Annotated in this window: 3 protein-coding genes and 1 pseudogene; 1 reads left to right on the top strand and 3 read right to left on the bottom strand. The window is 61.3% G+C overall.

Annotated elements, in window-relative coordinates:
- Positions 1–590: transporter substrate-binding domain-containing protein (locus DBR24_RS05765; protein ID WP_128614167.1), on the top strand; the 590-nt coding region annotated here is incomplete at its 5' end.
- A gap of 109 nt (positions 591–699) precedes the next feature.
- Here DBR24_RS05765 and DBR24_RS05760 read toward each other — a convergent pair.
- The 3 genes and pseudogenes from DBR24_RS05760 to DBR24_RS05745 form a co-directional block, all read right to left on the bottom strand.
- On the bottom strand, positions 700–1326 hold the full coding sequence (locus DBR24_RS05760; protein ID WP_123464853.1) for a transcriptional regulator: 627 nt from the start codon (positions 1324–1326) through the stop codon (positions 700–702).
- A 92-nt stretch (positions 1327–1418) separates the two neighbouring features.
- Entirely contained in the window at positions 1419–2546 is a 1128-nt protein-coding gene (locus tag DBR24_RS05755; protein WP_128614166.1) for an FAD-binding oxidoreductase, read from the bottom strand.
- 149 nt (positions 2547–2695) lie between these two features.
- Positions 2696–3277, bottom strand: a pseudogene (locus tag DBR24_RS05745) (ornithine cyclodeaminase family protein); the annotation flags it as partial.

Below are 3277 nucleotides of genomic sequence, written 5' to 3'. Positions count from 1 at the left end.
AGGTCAAGTGTGTGTGGGTCGAGGGTGAGTTCGACGGTCTGATTCCTTCGCTCAAGGTGAAGAAAATCGACATGGCCCTGTCGTCGATGACCATCAACGAAGATCGCAAGAAGTCGGTGGATTTCACCCACAAGTACTATTTCACTTCGTCGCGGCTGGTGATGAAGGACGGCGCCACCGTCGATGATCAGTACGCCAGCCTCAAGGGCAAGAACGTCGGCGTGCAGCGCGCCACGACCACCGACCGTTATGCCACCGAGGTGTTCGAACCCAAGGGCATCAACGTCAAGCGCTACAGCAACAACGAAGAAATCTACATGGACCTGGCGGCCGGACGCCTCGATGCCATTTTTGCCGACACCATTCCGTTGAACGACTTTCTGTCGATGCCGCGCGGCAAGGGCTATGCGTTTGTCGGGCCGGAGCTGAAGGATCCGAAGTACGTGGGCGAGGGCGCCGGGATTGCGGTGCGCAAGGGCAATGCCGAGTTGGTCAGCCAGTTGAACACGGCCATCGACGGGATTCGTGCGAGTGGCGAGTATCAGAAGATTTCCGAGAAGTATTTCAAGTCCGACATCTACGGCGACTGATCTACCGCTTTCGCGAGCAAGCTCGCTCCCACATTGGATCTGTGGCATTCACAAATCCCTGTGGGAGCGAGCTTGCTCGCGAAGAGGCCGGAACTATCGTTGAAGATCTCTAGCCCTTCAATTCCTTCAGGTGCTTGTACACCGTCGCCCGCCCCATGTTCAGCACATTGGCCACATAGTTCGACGCGCTCTTGCCCTTGAACGCGCCCTCGGCGTGCAGGGCCAGCACCAGCTCGCGTTTGTGATCGCGGGTCAGCAGATTCAGGCTCAGCTGCCGCTCGCGTAGCCAGGCGTGGAGGAAGGTGTTGATGCGCTCCTGCCAGTCATCGCGAAACAGAGAGTCCGGTTGCGGGATCAGTTTGCTCGGCGACAGAAACAGGTCCAGCGCCGCCTTCGCATTTTCGAACAGCGAAATATTCAGGTTGATGCACAGCACCGCCAACGGCAGACCTTCGCTGTCGCGCAATACGGTGCTCAGGCTGCGGATTTTCTGACCGTCCCAGTTGAGCTTTTCGTACGGGCCGATGTTGCGGTCGCTGACATCTTCGCTAAGCATGTCTTCCAGCGACGACTCATCACCGATCACTCGCTTGGACAGATTGTTGGCGATGTAGTCGACTTTTTGCGTGCGCAGGTCGTGCAGCACCACTTCGGCGTGGGGAAAGAACAGCGTGGCGATGGCGTCGGCGATGGCACGGAAGTTATCCAGTGCCGGATCGAATTCGGGGGCAGTCATGACTGTGGAGCTCCAGGCGGTGTCAGCGCCCCCGTGCACGGGGGCGCTGCGAGTGTGCCGCAATCCGTTGGGCGCGTCATCCGCAGGGGCCATCAGCGCAGCCGTGAAGGGGAGAGCATGGCGCGGCTGAGGCCGAACTGCTGCAGATGCTCCGGCAACGACTGACCGCGCACCAGTGCCGCACTGGCCTGGCCCATCGCCGGAGAAGTCTGGATACCGTAACCGCCCTGCGCCGCGACCCAGAACAGCCCAGGCACCTGCTGATCGAAACCACTGAGCAGGTCACCATCGGCGACGAAGCTGCGCAAACCGGCCCAGGTCCGGGTCGGGCGGCGGATGGTCAGCGTCGTGGCTTCTTCGATCTGGTAGATGCCCATGGCGATGTCCAGCTCCTCCGGCTGCACGTCGTGAGGTTCGACCGGATCGGCATTCGCTGGCGAGCCGAGGAACATCCCGGCGTCGGGCTTCATGTAGAACGATTCGTCGAGGCTGACCAGCATCGGCCAGTGATGAATGTCGACGCCTTCGGGCCCGGCGAAGATAAACGCGGCGCGGCGTTTCGGTTGCAGGCCCAGCGGGCGGGCGCCGGCCAATGCGCCGATCTTGTCGGCCCAGGCGCCGGCGGCGTTGATGATGATCGGGGCGCTGAACGTCTGGCTATTGGTTTGCACTTGCCACTGGCCGTCAGCGTCGCGACTCAGGCTCAGCACCTCGCAATCGGTGTGCACTTCGCCGTTGTTGCGGCGGATGCCGCGCAGGTAACCCTGATGCAGGGCGTCGGTGTCGATGTCGCTGGCGGTCGGGTCGTAGATCGCGCCATGGACTTTCTCCCGACGCAGGATCGGCAGACGGGCGCAGGCTTCGTCGGCGCTGAGTAATTGCATCTCCGGCACCGTGGCTTTGGCGCTGAGGTACTGGTTGTTCAGTTCAGCGGCGTCGCCGGTGAAATCGACAGTCATTTCGCCGCGCGGGGTCAGCAATGGATGCTCGCAGAAGCCACTCGGCGGCTGATCGAAAAACTCACGGCTGGCGAGGGTCAGCGCGCGCACCTGCGGCGTTCCGTATGCGGCGGTGTAGAGCGCCGCCGAGCGTCCGGTGGAGTGGTAAGCCGGGTGCGACTCACGGTCCAGCACGATCACTTTGGCGTGCGGCGACAGCCAGAAACCGGTGGAAGCGCCGGCAATCCCGCCGCCAATGATGATGAAGTCTGCCTGGCTCATGAATGTCTCCGGGGTGGACGCGATATCAAGAAGTTCGCGATCTCCTGTAGGAGTGAGCCTGCTCGCGATAGCGCTTTTACATTCAACATTTTCGTTGACTGATATACCGCTATCGCGAGCGGGCTCGCTCCTACAGGGGATTTGGGGTGTTAGTTGGTCAAGTGATAAAGCGCATTGGCCAGGGCGATGTCTTCCAGGCCCAGACCAATTGAACGGAAAAATACGTGACGGTTGTAACCGGGGCGCGGCACTTTCTCGCTGAGCAGGTCGGCGAGGTCACCGACGATCAAATCCTTGCTCCAGCCATGCTGTTCGGTCGCGATCAGCATCTCACCGGCCGAACCCGGCGTGGTCAGACGATAGTCACAGAATACCTGCATGTCGCCCAGGTTCTGCGGCGGCACTTCATGGGCGCGTGGCGCGTTGGTGCTGATCGAGGTGATCAGCGCCGGTTTGCTCAAGGTGGCCGGGTCGATGACCGGCCCGGCGGACGAGGTGCAGAGCATGATCACGTCAGCATCGTCGAGGGCGGTGTCGCGGCTGTCGGCAATTTTCACGCCCGGGAAGATCGCTTTCAGCTGCGCCCGGGTTTGCGCATCTTCCGACAGGCTCGGCGAATACACGCTGATGCTCTGCCAGTCACGCAAGCCTTTCACATAATGAAGATGTGCCTGAGCGACCTTGCCGCTGCCGATGATCGCCAGTCGCGACGCATTCAGCGGGGCGAGGGC

Source organism: Pseudomonas sp. HMWF006, from assembly GCF_003061205.1.
GTDB lineage: Bacteria > Pseudomonadota > Gammaproteobacteria > Pseudomonadales > Pseudomonadaceae > Aquipseudomonas > Aquipseudomonas monsensis.
Note: the sequence above shows the minus strand (reverse complement) of the source record. Positions and strands in the feature narration are given on the sequence as shown.

What these genes read in the sequence shown, in the direction of transcription:
- DBR24_RS05760 (WP_123464853.1), bottom strand. Translation starts at nt 1,326, where the DNA reads ATGACTGCCCCCGAATTCGATCCGGCACTGGATAACTTCCGTGCCATC.
- DBR24_RS05755 (WP_128614166.1), bottom strand. Translation starts at nt 2,546, where the DNA reads ATGAGCCAGGCAGACTTCATCATCATTGGCGGCGGGATTGCCGGCGCT.